The organism is Streptomyces luteireticuli, from assembly GCF_041519305.1.
Taxonomy (GTDB): Bacteria; Actinomycetota; Actinomycetes; order Streptomycetales; family Streptomycetaceae; genus Streptomyces; species Streptomyces luteireticuli.
On record NZ_CP167927.1, the window covers coordinates 1,214,925 to 1,231,717 of the forward strand.

Below are 16,793 nucleotides of genomic sequence, written 5' to 3' on the forward strand. Positions count from 1 at the left end.
AGCCAGGTGTGTATCGAGCGGAGCGCGGGGCCGCCGTGCTCGCGAATGAGGGAGAAGTGGGTGCCTTCCGTGTCGACGGCGGTGTGCGGGAGGGGCCACTGCGGCCGCCAGTCGTCCGGCGCCCCGTCGAAGGGCGGCTCACCGGCGCGGACCAGGAGGGTGGGGACGTCCGTGTCCTCCGGGGTCCAGGAGTGGAAGAGGCGGGCGTAGTGGGCCATGGCGGTGAGGTACGCGTCGTCGCCGGTCCCTGCGGTCCAGAGGACGTCCTCGCGGGCGCCGTCGATGTGGGCGTGGAGGTGCGGGAGCATCGCGCTGTCCGGGCGGTGGCTGTCCAGGAGGACGACGGCGGCGGGGGCCGCGCCGCGTTCCCGGAGGACGGCCGCGGTGGCGTGGGCGATCCAGCCGCCCGCCGAGTAGCCGACCAGGACGGCCGGGCCGCCGTCCGCGCACGCCTCGACGCTGTCCGCCTGGAGGCGGGCCAACGCATCGACGGAGGCGGGGAGTTGTTCCTGCCAGGTGAAGCCGGGGGCCGGGAGGACCCAGATGTCGCGTTCGCCGCCGGACGCGGCGGCCAGGCGCGCGTACTGGTGGGCCCCCGAGCCGCCGGCGAACGTCGGGAAGCAGATCAGCTTCGCGCTGTCGGTGCCGCGCGCGAGGCGGACGTGCGGGACGCGGAACCGCTCCTCCGGGGTGTCGAAGGTGGGCCGGAACTCCGCTATGCGGTGCACCAGTTCCTGGAAGTCCTCGCCGCGGCCCAGCTCGCCGGCGCGGGCGAAGAGCGGGGCCAGGGTGGAGGGGGCGGCAACGGCAGCGGGTTCCTCGGTGGCCGTGCCCGTCGCCGTCCACTGTTCGGTCAGGTGCCGGGTCAGGTCGGCGACCGTCGGGTACTGGAAGACGAGGGACGGGGGGAGGCGGAGGCCGGTGTCGGCCCCGAGCCGGTTGCGCAGGTCCACCGCGGTCAGCGAGTCGAAGCCCAGCTCGGGGAGGGGCGTCGCGTCGTCGACGGACGCGGCGTCGGACAGGCGGAGCACCTTGGCGACGTGCTCGCGGACGAGTCCGGCGACGATCTCCGTCCGTTCGTCCCCGGCCGCCGCGGCCAGGCGCTCGCGGAGCTCCCGGCCCCGCCCGGTGCCTCCGGGACCCGGACGGCCGTCGTCCTGGGGACGGGCCGAGACCCCCGCCAGCTCGGGCCAGTACCGCTCGTGCTGGAAGGCGTACGTGGGCAGTTCCACCAGCCGCGCACCGGAGTCGGCGAGCATCCTCGCCCAGTTCACCGCTGCTCCCCCGACGTGCAGGCGGGCCAGTGAGGCGAAGAGGGCGGACTCGTCGTCGGTGGGCAGCAGGGCGGCGGCGTCGGAAGTCCCGTGCTGCGCCGGGCCGATCAGCAGGATGTCGCGCACGCCCTCGGAGGCGAGCCATTGCAGGCCGTCCTCCTGCTCCGGGCGGGCCCAGTGCTCCGGGGAGCGGAGTTCCTCCCGGGTGACGGGGCGGCCGGTCCGGTCGGAGAGGAGGGGGACGGCCGGTGCCCGGACCGTCAGCGTGGTGATGTCGGTTTCCGGGTCGGCGACGAGCGTCACCGCGTCGGCCAGGGACAGCGCGCCCGCGCAGTGCGCGGCGGCCGGCTCGCCGTCGGCGCGGCCGTGGACGAAGGCGGGGGTGACGCCCCAGTGCTCCAGCAGCCGGAACAGCGCCACGCCTTCGGTGAAGCGTGCGGCCCGCAGGAGGAGCGGGTCGTCGCCCGGCTCCAGGATCTCGCCCAGCGGGCGGCCGAGGTGGGTGGCGAACGCGGCGGCGACCTCGTTCACGGCCTCGGCGAAGGCCGGGATCCGGGGGTACAGCCGGCGTCCGATGCCGGTGCCGGTCCCGTCAAGGAAGGAGGGGAAGGAGAACGCGACCGTGCCCCGTGAACGGGCCGTGCCCCGCACCAGGTTGGCTGCCTCGCCCTCCTCCGCCAGCAGGGACAGTGCCGCCAGGGCCTCGTCCCGGTCGCGGCCGAGGATCACGGCGCGGTGGTCGAGTCCGGTCCTGGTGGCCGCCAGCGAGCGGGCCACGTCGGCCGGTTCGAGGGCCGGACGGTCCTCGACGAAGCGGCGCAGGCGGTCGGCCTGGTCGCGCAGGGCCTGTTCCGTGCGGCCGGAGAGGACCCAGGGGACGGTGGGCAGGGAGGCGCCTCCGGTCGGCCCGTCCGCCGGGGCCTCGTCGTCCGGGGCCTGTTCCAGGACCACGTGCGCGTTGGTGCCGCTGATGCCGAAGGCCGAGACGCCGGCCCGCCGCGCGCGCCCCGTGTCGGGCCACTGCCGGGCCTCGGTGAGCAGTTCCACGCCGCCCGAGGACCAGTCCACGTGCGGCGTCGGTTCGTCGACGTGGAGGGTGGGCGGCAGGACGCCCTCGCGCAGGGCCATGACCATCTTGATGATGCCGCCGACACCGGCCGCGGCGGCGGTGTGGCCGACGTTGGACTTCAACGAGCCCAGCCACAGGGGCGCGTGGGCCGGGCGGTCCTGGCCGTAGGTGGCCAGCAGGGCCTCCGCCTCGATGGGGTCGCCGAGGGTGGTGCCGGTGCCGTGGGCCTCGACGGCGTCCACGTCCCGGCCGGTGAGACCGGCGTTGGCCAGCGCCTGGCGGATCACGCGGCGCTGGGCGGTCCCGTTGGGCGCGGAGAGGCCGTTGCTCGCGCCGTCCTGGTTGGTGGCGGTGCCGCGGATGAGGGCGAGGACGGGGTGGCCGTGGCGGCGGGCCTCCGAGAGGGGTTCGACGAGGATCGCGCCGACGCCCTCGCCCCAGCCGGTGCCGTCGGCGGAGGCGGCGAACGCCTTGCAGCGTCCGTCGGGTGCCAGTCCGCCGGCCTGGCTGAACTCCACGAACGCGCCCGGGGTGGAGAGCACATTGGCCCCGGCCACCAGGGCGGCCGTGCAGTCGCCCTGGCGCAGTGACTGGATGGCCAGGTGGAGGGCGACGAGGGAGGAGGAGCAGGCGGTGTCGACGGTGACGGCCGGGCCTTCGAGGCCGAAGGTGTAGGCGATGCGGCCGGAGGCGACGCTGGTGGAGGTGCCGGTCATCAGGTGGCCGGCGCCGTCCTCCTCGGGGGCGGTCTTCATCAGCGGCAGGTAGTCCTGGCCGGCGATGCCGACGAACACGCCGGTGCGGCTGCCCCGTACGGACTCGGGCGACAACCGCGCCCGTTCGAAGACCTCCCACGCCACTTCGAGGAGGTGGCGCTGCTGCGGGTCCATGGCGAGGGCCTCGCGCGGGCTGATGCCGAAGAGGAGGGGGTCGAACCGGTCGGCGTCGCGCAGGAAGCCGCCGCGGTTGACGTACGTCCGGCCGAGCCGGCCGGGCTCCGGGTCGTAGAGGCCCTCGATGTCCCAGCCGCGGTTGCGCGGCATGGACGAGGTGGCGTCCCGCCCCGAGGCGACGAGGTCCCACAGCTGCTCGGGGGAGGCCACGTCGCCCGGGTAGCGGCAGCCCATGGCGACGATGGCGATCGGCTCGTCGGCGACGGGCACGGTCCGCGCGGGTTCCGCGGGGCGGTCGTCGGTGTCCGTGAAGTGGGCCAGCAGGTGGGCGGAGAGCTTCTCGGGGGTCGGGTGGTCGAAGGCGGCCGCCGGGGAGAGGCGGACGCCGGTCGCGGTGTCGAGGCGGTTGCGCAGCTCCATGGCCGTCATCGAGACGAACCCGAGGTCGGTGAAGGGCTTGGCGATGTCGACGTCCGCGGCGGAGGCCAGGTTGAGGACGGCGGCGGCGTGCTCGCAGACCGTCTCCAGCACCAGGCGTTCCCGCTCGGCGGCGGGGAGGTCTGCCAGGCGCCGCCGGAAGCCGGTGGACGCGCTGTCGGCCTCCGTCTCCTCCCGTGCGGAGGCGGCGAGTTCACGTGCGGAAGCGGCGGAGGCGGCGGAAGCGGCGGGCGCCGCGTCCAGCCAGTACCGGCGGCGCTGGAAGGCGTGGGTCGGCAGGTCCACCACGCGCCGCCGCGGCCCGACATGGGCCGACCAGTCCACCGGGACGCCGCGGACGTGGGCCTCGGCGACGGAGGTCAGAAAGCGCTGGAGGTGTCCTTCGTTGCGGCGCAGGGAGGCCAGGACGACGCCGTCCGTGGCGGTGTCGTCCAGGACCTCCTCGACCGACACCGCGATGACCGGGTGCGGGCTCATCTCGATGTACGTGCGGTGCCCGGCCGCGACGAGCGCGCGGACGGCGGGGTCGAAGCGGACGGTCTGCCGCAGATTGCGGAACCAGTAGGCGGGGTCGAGGCCGGAGGTGTCGACGAGGGCGCCGGTGACGGTGGAGAAGAACGGGATCCTGGCCGTCCGGGGGGTGATCCCGGCGAGCAGCGGCGCGAGTTCGGCCTCCAGGGAGGCGACCTGGGCCGAGTGGGAGGCGTAGTCGACCGCCACACGGATGGCCCGGACGCCGTCCTCCTCGGCGGCGGCCAGCAGCTCGTCCAGTGCCCCCGGTTCGCCCGAGACCACCACGGAGGAGGGGCTGTTGACGGCCGCGACGGACAGGCGCTCGCCCCACTGCGCGAGGCGTTCCCGGGCCCGGTCGGCGGGTTCGGCGAGGAAGGCCATGCCGCCCTGCCCGGAGAGGCGTTCGGCGACGAGGCGGGAGCGCAGGGCGACGATCCGGGCGCCGTCCTCCAGGGAGAGCGCGCCCGCGACGCAGGCGGCGGCGATCTCGCCCTGGGAGTGGCCCACCACGGCGCCGGGTTCGACGCCGTAGGAGCGCCACAGTGCGGCGAGCGAGACCATCATGGCCCACAGCGCGGGCTGGACCACGTCCACGCGCTCCAGCGACGCGGCTCCTTCGGCGCCGCACACGACGTCCACGAGCGAGAAGTCGGCGTGGGCCTCCACGGCCGCGGCGCACTCGTGGAGCTTGTCGCGGAAGACGGCCGAGTCGCGGTACAACTCCGCTGCCATGCCCGCCCATTGGGCGCCCTGGCCGGGGAAGACGAACACGGGCCGGCCCGCGTCCGCCGCGACGCCCTCGACCGCGCCGGGGGCGCTCCGGCCCTCGGCCAGGGCGGCGAGGCCGGTGAAGTAGTCGTCGTGGTCCGCGCCGAGGACGACGGCGCGGTGGTCGAAGAGGGTCCGGGACGCCAGCAGGGAGTGGCCGACGTCGGCCGGGGAGAGCTCCGGGTGGTCGAAGGTGTGGTCGCGCAGCCGGGCCGCCTGCTCCCGGAGCCCGCGGGCGCTGCGGGCGGAGATCACCCAGGGCCACGGGGCGTCGGCGCGCGGCGGCTCGCCGGCCGGGTCCTCGACGGCGGGGGCGGGCGTCTCCTCGGCCTGCTCCAGGATCAGATGGGCGTTGGTGCCGCTGATCCCGAAGGACGAGACGCCGGCCCGGCGGGGGCGGCCGGTCCGGGGCCAGTCACGGGCCTCGGTCAGCAGCTCGACCGCGCCCGAGTCCCAGTCGACGTGCGGGGTCCGCTCACCGGCGTGCAGGGTGGGCGGCAGGACGCCCTTGCGCAGCGCCATGACCGTCTTGATGACGCCGCCGACGCCGGCGGCGGCCTGGGTGTGGCCGATGTTGGACTTCAGCGAGCCCAGCCACAGCGGTTCCCCGTCGGCCCGCTCCTGGCCGTAGGTCGCCAGCAGCGCCTGGGCCTCGATGGGGTCGCCGAGCGAGGTGCCCGTGCCGTGCGCCTCGACGGCGTCCACGTCGGACGGGGCGAGCCGCGCGTTGGCCAACGCGGCCCGGATGACGCGCTGTTGGGACGGGCCGTTGGGGGCGGTCAGCCCGTTGGAGGCGCCGTCCTGGTTGACGGCGGAGCCGCGGATGACGGCCAGCACCGGGTGCCCGTTCTTCCGCGCGTCCGAGAGCCGCTCCAGCAGCACCATGCCGACGCCCTCGCCCCAGCCCGTGCCGTCGGCGGACGCGGAGAACGCCTTGCACCGGCCGTCCGCGGCCATCCCGCGCTGCCGGCTGAACTCGGTGAACATGCCGGGCGTCGCCATGACGGCCGCCCCGCCGGCCAGGGCCATGCCGCACTCGCCGGAGCGCAGCGCCTGGACGGCCTGGTGCATGGCCACCAGGGACGCGGAGCAGCCCGTGTCCACGGTGACCGCCGGTCCTTCGAGGCCGAAGGTGTAGGCGATGCGGCCGGAGAGCACACAGGCGAGGAAGCCCGTCGAGTAGCCCTCCAGGTTCTCCCGGGCCTCCCGGACCAGGTAGGCGTACTCCTGGCTGCTGGTGCCGACGAAGACGCCGGTGCTGCTGCCGCGCAGGGAGGCGGGGGTGATGCCGGCGCGTTCGAAGGTCTCCCAGGACACCTCCAGCAGCAGGCGCTGCTGCGGGTCCAGGGCCAGCGCCTCGCGCGGGCTGACCCCGAACAGGCCCGCGTCGAAGGAGGCGACGTCGGCGAGGAAGCCGCCCTCCTGCGCATAGGTCCGGCCGGGCACGTCCGGGTCCGGGTCGTAGAGGTTGTCCAGGTCCCAGCCGCGGTCGGCGGGGAAGGGCGTCACCGCGTCCTGTCCGGTGACGACCAGGCGCCACAGGTCCTCCGGGGAGCGGACGTCGCCGGGGAAGCGGCAGCCCATCGCCACCACCGCGACCGGCTCCGCGGCCGCCTCCTCCAGCTCCTTCAGCCGGCCGCGCGTCTCGTGGAGGTCGGCCGTCACTTTCTTGAGGAAGTAGCGGATCTTGTCGTCCGTAGCCATCAGTTGCCACCTCGTGTCGAAGTCACCGTTGTCCCCTCGCATCCGGGATGCGACACGGGGTCAGGAGATGCCGAGTTCATTGCTGATGAAGTCGATGACTTCGTCGTCCGTCGCCTCGTCGAGCTCGTCGGCGACCGAGGTCGCCTCCTCGTCCTGCCCGCCCCACTGCCGGGCGAGTTCGCGGAGCCGGGCCGCCACCTGTTCGCGTCCGTCGTCGTCGAGCGCGGTCGCGGCGAGTCCCGCGGCCCAGTCGTCGAGGCGGGCGAGGAGGGGGTCGGCCGGCGAGCCCAGTCCGGCCAGGAGCACGCTCTCGACGTGGCCGGTCAGGGCGGCCGGTGTCGGATGGTCGAACACCAGCGTGGCGGGCAGGGTCAGTCCGGCCGCCGCGTTCAGGCGGTTGCGCAGTTCCACGGCGGTGAGCGAGTCGAACCCGAGGTCCTTGAAGGCGCGTTGGGGGTCGATGCCGTCCGGTGCGCCGTGGCCGAGGACGACCGCGACCTGGCTGCGGACCAGGTCCAGGACGGCCTCGTGGCGCTCCTCGGGCGCGAGCGCCGCCAGGCGTCCCCGCAGGGCGTCCGCGGCCGGGAGCGGTCCGCTCTCCGCGGCGGGGACATGGACCAGGCCGCGCAGCGGGGCCGGGAGGGACCCGCCCTCGGCGGCGGTGCGCAGGGCCTTCGCGTCGAGCCGCACCGGCAGCCACACCGGGCGGGCGGCGGCGAGGGCCACGTCGAAGAGGGCGAGCCCGTCCTCGGTGGAGAGGCCGGTGATGCCGGAGCGCCTCATCCGGTCCAGGTCGGCCTGGGAGAGGTTGGCCGCCATGCCTCCGGTGCCGGCCCACATGCCCCAGGCGAGGGAGGTCGCGGGCAGGCCGTGGTCGCGGCGGTGGGCGGCCAGGCCGTCGAGGAAGGCGTTGGCGGCCGCGTAGTTGGCCTGGGCCGCGGCGCCGAGGGTGCCGGCGACGGAGGAGCAGACGGCGAACGCGGCGAGGTCCAGGTGGCGGGTCAGCTCGTGGAGGTGCCACGCGCCGTCGGCCTTGGGCCGGAAGACCCCGTCGATCCGTCCGGGCGTCATCGTCTCCAGGAGTCCGTCGTCCAGCACGCCCACGGTGTGCACCACGGCGGTCAGCGGGTGGCCGTCCGGGACGGAGGCCAGCAGATCGGCCACCGCGGCCCGGTCGGTGCAGTCGCAGGCCACGACCCGGACCGTCCGGGCGCCCGACTCCCGCAGCTCGGCGACGAGTTCGTCCATGCCCTCGGCGTCGGGCCCGCGGCGGCTGGCCAGCAGCAGGTGCCGCGCCCCCTGGGTGCGGACCAGGTGCCGGACCAGATGCGCGGCGACGCCTCCGGAGGCGCCGGTCACCAGGACGGTCCCGTCCGGGTCCCAGGCGGGCGGCACCGTGAGGACGATCTTGCCGACGTGGCGCGCCTGGGCGAAGTAGCGGAAGGCCTCGGGGGCCTGGCGGACGTCCCAGGTGGTCACCGGGACCAGCTGGAGCTTCCCGCCCTCGAAGAGCGCGAGGAGCTCGGCGAACATCCCGGCGATGCGCTCGGCCCCGCCGTCCATCAGGTCGAACGCGCGGTACACGACGCCCTCGTAGGCGGCCGCGACCTCGTCGGCGTCCCGGATGTCGGTCTTGCCCATCTCGATGAACCGGCCGCCGGGCCGCACCAGCCGCAGCGAGGCGTCCGCCATCTCCCCGGCCAGGGAGTTGAGGACGACGTCGATGCCCCGGCCGCCGCCGGCGGCGAAGCGGGTCTCGAACTCGCCGGTGCGCGAGGAGGCGAGGTGCGCGTCGTCGACACCCAGCGCGCGCACGGCGTCCCACTTGGCGGGGCCGGCCGTGGCGAACACCTCGGCGCCCAGGTGCCGGGCGAGCTGGACGGCGGCCATGCCGACGCCGCCCGCCGCCGCGTGCACCAGCACGCGGTCCCCCGGCCGGACACCGGCCAGGTCCACCAGGCCGTAGTAGGCGGTGAGGAAGGTGACGGGGACGGACGCGGCCTGCGGGAAGGACCAGTCCTCGGGGATCCGGGCGATCAGGCGGTGGTCGACGACCGCGACCGGTCCGATGCAGCCGTCCGCGATGCCGAACACCCGGTCGCCCGGGGCGAGTCCGGTGACGTCCGGGCCCACCTCGGTGACCACGCCCGCGATTTCGCCGCCCAGCGCCCGCTGGTCGGGCACCATGCCCAGGGCCATGACGACGTCGCGGAAGTTCAGCCCGGCCGCGCGCACCGCGACGCGGACCTGTCCCGGCGCCAGCGGGCCGGCGGCCTCGGGGTACGGGGTGAGGGCCAGGTCGTCGACCGTGCCCCCGCCGGTCAGTCCGAGATGCCACTCCCGTGTCCCCGGCGGCACCACGAGGCTGCCCGCCGGGATGCCGCGGGCCAGCTTCGGCACCAGCACCGCCCCTTCCCGCAGGGCGAGTTGGGCCTCTTCGCCCGAGGCGGCCCCGGCCAGGATCCCGGGGAGGGCCGCCGTCGATCCGTCGGTCCCGTCGATGTCGGCGAGGACGAACCGTCCCGGGTGCTCCGCCTGCGCGGAGCGCAGCAGCCCCCAGACCGCAGCGGCGGGCAGGTCGGTGATCTGTTCCCGGTCGGCGACGGACACGGCGCCCCGGGTGACCAGGGCCAGCCGGGTGCTGCCCAACCGGCCGTCGGACAGCCAGCGTTGGAGCAGTTCCAGCACGCGCGCGGTCAGGGCACGGGCGGCACCCGCCCGGTCCTCGGCGTCGTCGCCGTGGCAGGGGTGGAGCACCAGGTCCGGCACGGGCTCACCGGCGTCGATCGCGGCACCGAGCGCGCCGAGGTCCGCGAAGCCCGGCACCGACAGTTCGGCAGCGAGGGCGTCGTCGCCCAGGACGACGCAGCGCGCGGCGGACGCCGTGATCGCGGTCTGCTCCCAGTCGAGGCGGAACAGGGTGTCGTGGGTGCGGGTGGCCCTCAGCTGCCGGGCGGAGACCGGGCGGCTCACCAGCGATCCGACGGACGCCACCGGGGTGCCGTGCTCGTCCCACAGGGCGAGGGACACCGTGTCCGTCCCGGCGGGGGTCAGCCGGGCGCGCAGCACCGGGGCGCTACCGCCGTGGAAGGACACCTCGTGCCAGGCGAACGGGATGCGCACCTGCGAGGTGTCGGCCACGTCCGCGTCGAGGAGGGCGGTGTGCAGCGCGGCGTCGAGGAGGGCCGGGTGGACGCCGTAGCGGTCGGCGCCGGACCGCGCCCCTTCGGGGAGGGCGATCTCCGCGTGGATCTCGTCGCCGAGCCGCCAGGCCCGGGTCAGTCCGCGGAAGGCGGGGCCGTAGGCGAAGCCCTCGGCCTCCAGGCGCTCGTAGAACCCTTCGAGCGGCACCGGTTCGGCGCCGGGGGGCGGCCAGGCCCCGCCGGGGGCGGCCGGTACGGGCGCGGGACCGGGGGCGAGGACGCCGCGGGCGTGGCACGCCCAGGGCTCGTCCGCCTCCGCGTACTCGGGCCGGGAGTACACGCCGACCGGGCGGTCGCCCTGCTCCCCCGCCGGCCCGACCCGCACCTGGAGGTGCACGGCGCCCTGTTCGGGCACGGCCAGCGGGGCCTCCTGGGTCAGCTCGGCGAGACGCCCGCAGCCGGTCTCGGCACCGGCGCGGACGGCCATCTCGACGACGGCGGTGCCCGGGACGAGCGGGGAGCCGAGAACGACGTGGTCGGCCAGCCAGGACGCGGTCCGCCGCGACAGCCGGCCGCTGAGGGCGATGCCCTGGGAGTCCGCGAGGTCCAACGAGGCGCCCAGCAGCGGGTGTCCGAGCCCGGCGAGACCGGCGGCGGTCACGTCGGCGTCCGGCGCCGCCTGGGCCCAGGGGAAGGTGCGGCGCTGGAAGGCGTAGGTGGGCAGGTCGATCCTGCGGGCGCCGGTGTCCGCGAAGAAGCGGTCCCAGTCGACGCGGACGCCGTGGACGTACGCCCCGGCCACGGCCGCGAGCGCGGCGTCGGCCTCGGGGCGGCCGCTGCGCGACACCGCGGCCGCCACCACGCCCGGTTCGTCCGCGAGGCACTCCTGGGCCATGGCCGTCAGCACCCCGGAGGGGCCGACCTCCAGGAGCACCGAGGCGCCCTCCGCCACCAGCCGGCGCACCCCGTCGTGGAACCGCACCGCTTCGCGGACGTGGCGGACCCAGTACTCCGGCGAGCACAGCTGCTCCGCGGTGGCGATCCCACCGGTGACGTTCGAGACGACGGGGATCCGGGGCGGGTGGAAGGCCAGCTTCTCCGCGACGCGGCGGAACTCGCCCAGCATGCCGTCCATCTGCGGGGAGTGGAAGCCGTGGCTCACCCGGAGCCGTTTGGCCTTCCGCCCCTCCTTCTTCCAGTGCTCGGCGAACTCCAGCACGGCGGGCTCGGCGCCCGACACCACCACGGAACGCGGCCCGTTGACCGCGGCGACGGACAGCTCGTCCGCGTGCTCCGCGACCCACGGCAGCACCTCCGCCTCGGTCGCCTGCACCGAGACCATGGCGCCGGCACCGGGCAGTTGCTGCATCAGCCGGCCACGGGCGGCGACGAGGGCGCAGGCGTCCTCCAGCGACAGGACACCGGCGAGGTGCGCGGCGGTCAGCTCGCCGATGGAGTGGCCGAGCAGCAGGTCCGGGGTGATCCCCCAGTGGGTGAGCAGGTGGTGGAGCGCCACCTCGTGGGCGAAGAGAGCGGTCTGGGTCCAGGCGGTCTGCTCCAGCAGCGCGGCCTCGGGCGTTCCCCCGTCGGCGAACAGGAGCTCCCGCAGCGGACGGTCCAGATGCCGGTCCAGATGGCCGCAGACCTCGTCGAGCTTCGCGGCGAACACCGGGAACGCCTCGGCCAGCTCCCGTCCCATGCCGGGGCGTTGGGCGCCCTGGCCGGAGAAGAGGAAGGCCAGGCGGCCGTCGGTCACCGAGCCCTGGACGAGGCCCGGGGCGGGGCGGTCCGCGGCCAGCGCGGCGAGACCTTCGAGGAGGCCGTCCCGGCCGTCCGCCCACACCACGGCCCGCTGGTCGAGGGCCGCGCGGGAGGTCGCCAGCGACCGGCCGACGTCCACCGGCCGCAGCTCCGGCCGGTCCTGGACGGCGGCCAGCAGCCGCTCCGCCTGGGCCCGCAGGGCCTGTTCGCCGCGGGCGGCGAGCACCCACGGGATGCGGGCGGGCGTCGCGCCGTCGGATTCCGGCTCCGACTCCCCTTCCTCGGGGGCCTGTTCGAGGATCAGGTGGGCGTTGGTCCCGCTGATGCCGAACGAGGAGACGCCGGCCCGGCGCGGGCGGCCGTTCTCCGGCCAGTCGTGGTTGCCGGTCAGCAGCCGGACCGCGCCGGAGTCCCAGTCCACGTGCGCGGAGGGCTCGTCGACGTGCAGGGTCATCGGGAGCACTCCGTGCCGCACCGCCATGACCATCTTGATGAGTCCGGCGACGCCCGCCGCGCCCTGGGTGTGTCCCAGGTTCGACTTGACCGACCCCAGCCACAGCGGCCGGTCCGCCGGCCGGCCCCGGCCGTAGGTGGCCAGCAGCGCCTGGGCCTCGACCGGGTCGCCCAGCCCGGTGCCCGTGCCGTGCGCCTCCACGGCGTCGACCTCGTCCGCCGACAGGCCGGCGGCGGCCAACGCGGCCCGGATGACGCGCTGTTGGGACGGGCCGTTGGGGGCGGTCAGCCCGTTGGAGGCGCCGTCCTGGTTGACGGCGGAGCCGCGGATGACGGCCAGCACCGGGTGCCCGTTGCGCCGCGCGTCCGACAGCTTCTCCAGCAGCACCAGGCCGACGCCCTCGCCGAACCCGGTCCCGTCCGCCCCCGCCGCGAACGCCTTGCACCGCCCGTCGGGCGCCAGTCCGCGCTGCCGGCTGAACTCGGTGAAGACGCCCGGCGTCGTCATGACCGTGGACCCGCCGGCCAGCGCCAGGGAGCACTCGCCGGAGCGCAGCGCCTGGACGGCCTGGTGCACCGCCACCAGGGACGCCGAACAGGCCGTGTCCACAGTGACCGCGGGGCCTTCGAGGCCGAACGCGTAGGCCAGGCGCCCGGACAGCACGCTCGCCGCGTTGCCGGTCATGTGGTAGCCCTCGGCGCCCTCGGCCACGCCGGCCCCGTTGCCGCCGGCCACGAAGAGGGAGCCGACGAAGACCCCGACGGGCCGGCCGCGCAGGGAGGCGGGGTCGGTCCCGGCCCGCTCGAAGGTCTCCCACGCGGTCTCCAGCAGCAGCCGCTGCTGGGGGTCCATCGCACCGGCCTCGCGCGGGCTGATCCCGAAGAGGTCGGCGTCGAACTCCGCGGCGCCGTCGACGAATCCGCCTTCGAGGGCGTACGTCCGGCCGGGCCGGTCGGGGTCCGGGTCGAAGAGGTCCTCGGCGTCCCAGCCGCGGTCGGCCGGGAACGGCGCGATCGCGTCGGTCCCGTCCGCCACCAGCCGCCACAGGTCCTCCGGCGAGGACACCCCGCCCGGATAGCGACATCCCATGGACACCACCGCGACCGGCTCCCGGTCCGCCGCCTCCGCGGTGCGCAGGCGCTCACGGGTCTCCAACAGCTCGGCGGTGAGGCGCTTGAGGTATTCCAGCGTCTTGGCGTCGTTGGTCATGTCGAACGTGCTGCCCTTCGAAGCAGATTCAGGCGAAGGAGATTCGGGGCCTCCGGGGCCCGCCGCCGACGGCGGGCCCCGGAGGCCGGGGAACGTCAGGCCGCGCCGAAGCGCAGCGGCATGGTGTCCGGCCCGGCGACGCCGAGCTCGTGCCGCCAGGAGATCTCGCCGGTGAGCTGCGGCGGGTCGAAGCGGGCGGCCAGCGCCGCGACGGCCTCGGTGAGTTCGAGCCGGGCCAGCGCGGTGCCCAGGCAGAAGTGGGGGCCGCCGCCGAAGGCGAGGGACGGCGCCTCGCGCTTGACGGTGATGTCGAAGGTGTTCGCGTCGGCGAAGACGCGGGGGTCGCGGTGCGCGGCGTGGGCGCACATGAAGACGGGGGTGCCGGTGGGGATGCGGACGCCGTTGACCTCGAAGTCCTGGGCGGCGGTGCGGGTGGCCGTCACGGGCAGCGTGGGGCTCCAGCGCAGCACCTCCTCGACGGCCTGGGGGGCCAGCTCGGGGTTCTCCTTGAGCTTCATCCACTGGTCGGGGTGCTGGGCGAAGTCGTACATGGCCAGGGCCAGCTGGTGGTTGGTGGTCTCGTAGCCGGCGACCAGCACGGTGGCGACCAGGGTGCGGAGCTCGTAGTCGTCGAGGACGCCGTCGTGGAAGGCGCGGACGATGTCGGAGGTCAGGTCGTCGCCCGGCTCGACCTTGCGCTTCTCGATGGCGGCCACCAGGTAGTCGAACATCCGGCCGAGGCCCTGCTCGACCTTGACGAGCACGTCCGCGTCGTTGGAGAGCGCCAGTCCCAGGTTGGTCTCGACGGACAGGCGGCCGACGGTGTCGTAGTCCTCCAGCGGGAAGCCCAGCAGCTGGCACATGACCATGGCGGGCAGCGGGTGGGCGAAGTGCTGCACGAAGTCGAAGTCGCCCTCCGGCAGCCTGTCGACGAGCTGCTGCACGGTGGACCTGACGAAGGGCTGCACCGCCGTGATGCGGCGGGGGGTGAACGGGTGGGTGGCCAGCCCGCGCAGCCGGCGGTGGTCCGCGCCGTCCAGGCTCTGCAGGAAGTCGACCATGAAGTCGCGCACCGGGCCCTCCGGCGTCCCGACCATGTCCACGAGGCCGCGGAATCCGGAGATCAGCCGCTTGTCGCGGGCCAGTTGGTCGGCCTCCTCGTACCGCAGCACCAGCAGGGCCAGCGGGGTGCGGGCGATCCAGGACTTCTCCCGCGCCTCGGCCACCTCGGCGGAGTTCCAGTCGAAGGCGGGGTCGGTGAAGTCCAGGAACGGCAGGTCCGCCCAAGACGGCTCGGTGTGAGCGGTGGTCGACATGTTCGATCCTTCCCAGGGGGTACGGGCGCGCTGCCGCCCCGCATTCTGTGCGACGGAACTTGATGCGATCTTGAAGCCCGTGGATGGTTTTCGGCCGGGGGCCCGGGGGGGTGCCCCCGGGGAACCGCCGTACGGGCCGGACGGCGGGCTACGGGGCTTCGCCGGTGCCCTCCAGCAGCCCGTGGGCCCGCACCAGCGCATGGCCCTTGAGCAGCACCTCGTCGAACTCCTCGTCCGGGTCCGAGTCCAGGACGATGGCGCCGCCGGTGCCGATCACCGTGCCCGAGGCGGTGCTGACCGCGGTGCGGATGACGATGTTGAGGTCCGCGGCGCCGGAGAGCCCGAAGTAGCCGATGGTGCCGGAGTAGATGCCGCGCGCCTCCTGCTCCAGCCGGTCGATGATGGCCATCGTCCGCAGCTTCGGGGCGCCCGTCATCGAGCCGCCGGGGAAGCAGGCCCGGACGCAGGCGACCGGGTCCACGTCGTGCCGCAGGCGGCCGCGGACCGTGGTGACCAGCTGGTGCACCGTGGCGTACGTCTCGGTCACCATGTAGGCGGGGACATCGACGGAGCCCACCTCGCACACCCGGCCGAGGTCGTTGCGCAGCAGGTCGACGATCATGAGGTTCTCGGCCCGGGTCTTGGCCGAGGCCGCCAGCGAGGCGCGGAGCTCCTCGTCCCGCTCGGGGGTCGCGCCGCGCGGCGCCGTCCCCTTGATGGGCCGGCTCTCCACGACGCCGTCCCGGCCGATCCGCAGGAACCGCTCCGGGGAGGAGCACACGACGCTCACGCCCTCGTGGCGCAGGAACGCGCCGTAGGGGGCGGGGTTGAGGCGGCGGAGCAGGAGGTGGTAGCCGAGCGGGTCCTTCAGCTCGGGCAGCCGGATCCGGTTGGTCAGGCAGATCTCGTAGCTCTCGCCGCTGTGCAGTTCGTCGAGGCAGTCCTTGATGTCGCCGACGTACTGGCTCCGGTCGCGGGCGATGTCCAGCTGCTCGGAGGGGGCCGTGGCGGGCGGGGCGGGCGCGGTGTCCGGTTCCGGGTCGGGCAGGTCGCGGGCCCGGCGGGCCGTCTCCCGGGTCCAGGCCCGGGCCTTGTCCTCCTCACCGGGCCCCGTGCCGGTGATGGCCACGACGTAGGTCTTCTCCTCCAGGTGGTCCACCGCGATCAGCCGGTCGGCGAACGTCCATACGGCGTCCGGGGTTTCGGACCGGTGGACGTTCGGGCTGCCGCAGTCGCCCTTGAGCTCGTAGCCGAAGTAGCCGACGTAGCCGCCGTTGAGGTCGAAGGGCAGCTCCGGGGCGGCCAGCCGGCGGGAGCCCAGCCGCTGCTGGAGCACCTCGAAGATGGTGCCGGGCTCGGTCCGTCCGCCGGTGGCGTCGCGGACCGCGACCGCGTTCTCCCCGGTGCGGTACGTCAGCGTCTCGGCGAGGGGGCCGGAGTCGTCGCCGAGGAAGGAGAAGCGGGCCGGGCCGATGCCGGGCGCGCTGCTGTCGAGCCAGAAGCAGGTGGCGCTCTCCGCGTACAGCGCGGTGAAGAGCGCCGCGGTGTCCACGGCCCGGTCGAGGACCTCGACGACCGTCCGCAGCTCCGGGGCGTCGGCGGGGGCCGCCTCCAACGGGGCGGCCCACCGGGCCGGTTCGCGGCGCGCCGCGGCGGCGTAGTCCGCGCCGACGAGCTTCGCGAAGTTCTGGAGCAGCTGGGCGCCCCACTCGCTCGCTATGGACTCCGGGTGGAACTGCACGCCCCAGCGGGGCAGCGTGCGATGCCGCAGCGCCATGACGGTGCCGTCCTCGGCCCAGGCGGTGGCCTCCAGGTCCCCGGGCAGGGGCTCGGTGGCCTTGAGCGAGTGGTAGCGCACCGCCGTGAAGTTCTGCGGCAGTCCGTCGAACAGGTCCCGGCCGCTGTGCCGGACCCGGGCCAGGTGGCCGTGCTTCGGGATGCCCTCCACCACGTTCGCGCCGTGGTAGTGGGCGATCGCCTGGTGTCCCAGGCACACCCCGAGGACCGGCACGTCGTGCCAGCGGTCCAGGACCTCCTGGCAGAAGCCGAGGTCGGCCGGGTGCTGGGGGCGGCCCGGGCCGGGCGAGATCACGACGCAGTCGAACATCGCCGGGTCCAGCCCGGACCAGGACGGGTCGTCGTTGACGAGGACCGTCGGTTCCTTGCCGTACACCTCGGAGAGGAGCTGGAACAGGTTGTAGGTGTAGGAGTCGTAGTTGTCGATCAGCAGCACACGCATCGGGAGCCTCCC

Annotated in this window: 2 protein-coding genes and 2 pseudogenes; all 4 read right to left on the reverse strand. The window is 74.8% G+C overall.

Annotated features, from left to right (window positions below; translation table 11 throughout):
• Positions 1-14: 14 nt before the first annotated feature.
• A pseudogene (locus tag AB8735_RS05175) lies at positions 15-6,701 on the reverse strand (type I polyketide synthase); the annotation flags it as partial.
• An 18-nt stretch (positions 6,702-6,719) separates the two neighbouring features.
• Positions 6,720-13,226 (reverse strand): annotated as a pseudogene (locus AB8735_RS05180) (SDR family NAD(P)-dependent oxidoreductase); the annotation flags it as partial.
• Positions 13,227-13,321: 95 nt separating this feature from the next.
• Positions 13,322-14,542 (reverse strand): cytochrome P450, encoded by a 1,221-nt coding sequence (locus AB8735_RS05185; protein WP_344021786.1) that lies wholly within the window; start codon positions 14,540-14,542, stop codon positions 13,322-13,324.
• 148 nt (positions 14,543-14,690) lie between these two features.
• Positions 14,691-16,781 (reverse strand): aminodeoxychorismate synthase component I, encoded by a 2,091-nt coding sequence (gene pabB, locus AB8735_RS05190; protein WP_372405649.1) that lies wholly within the window; start codon positions 16,779-16,781, stop codon positions 14,691-14,693.
• Positions 16,782-16,793: the final 12 nt, after the last annotated feature.